The sequence below is a fragment of the Vibrio sp. 10N.222.49.C9 genome (genome assembly GCF_041474985.1).
In the GTDB taxonomy this organism is placed as follows: domain Bacteria; phylum Pseudomonadota; class Gammaproteobacteria; order Enterobacterales; family Vibrionaceae; genus Vibrio; species Vibrio crassostreae_C.
The window spans coordinates 1-277 of record NZ_JBFRVD010001409.1; the positions used below are offsets into that span (position 1 = coordinate 1).

General features: G+C 43.7%; 1 protein-coding gene. It reads left to right on the forward strand.

Going from position 1 to position 277, the window contains the following annotated elements; all coding sequences use genetic code 11:
• Window positions 1–277: sigma-70 factor domain-containing protein (locus tag AB4585_RS28525; RefSeq protein WP_372172137.1), on the forward strand; the 277-nt coding region annotated here is incomplete at both ends.

Here is a 277-nt window from a genome sequence, read left to right on the forward strand (position 1 = left end):
GGATAACACTGCAGCAAAAGTGGAAGACCTAACAGAAGAAAAAGTTAGTGCGGAAGTAGAAGAAAGTAGCATTGTTGAAAAGGTAGAAACTCAGGTAAAAGAAGAGTTTGATGCCTCAACAAAGAATCTAGACGCAACTCAACTTTATCTAGGCGAAATCGGCTTCTCCCCACTACTAACAGCAGAAGAAGAGGTTCTATACGCAAGACGAGCACTTCGCGGAGACGAAGCAGCGCGCAAGCGTATGATTGAAAGTAACTTGCGTCTGGTTGTTAAG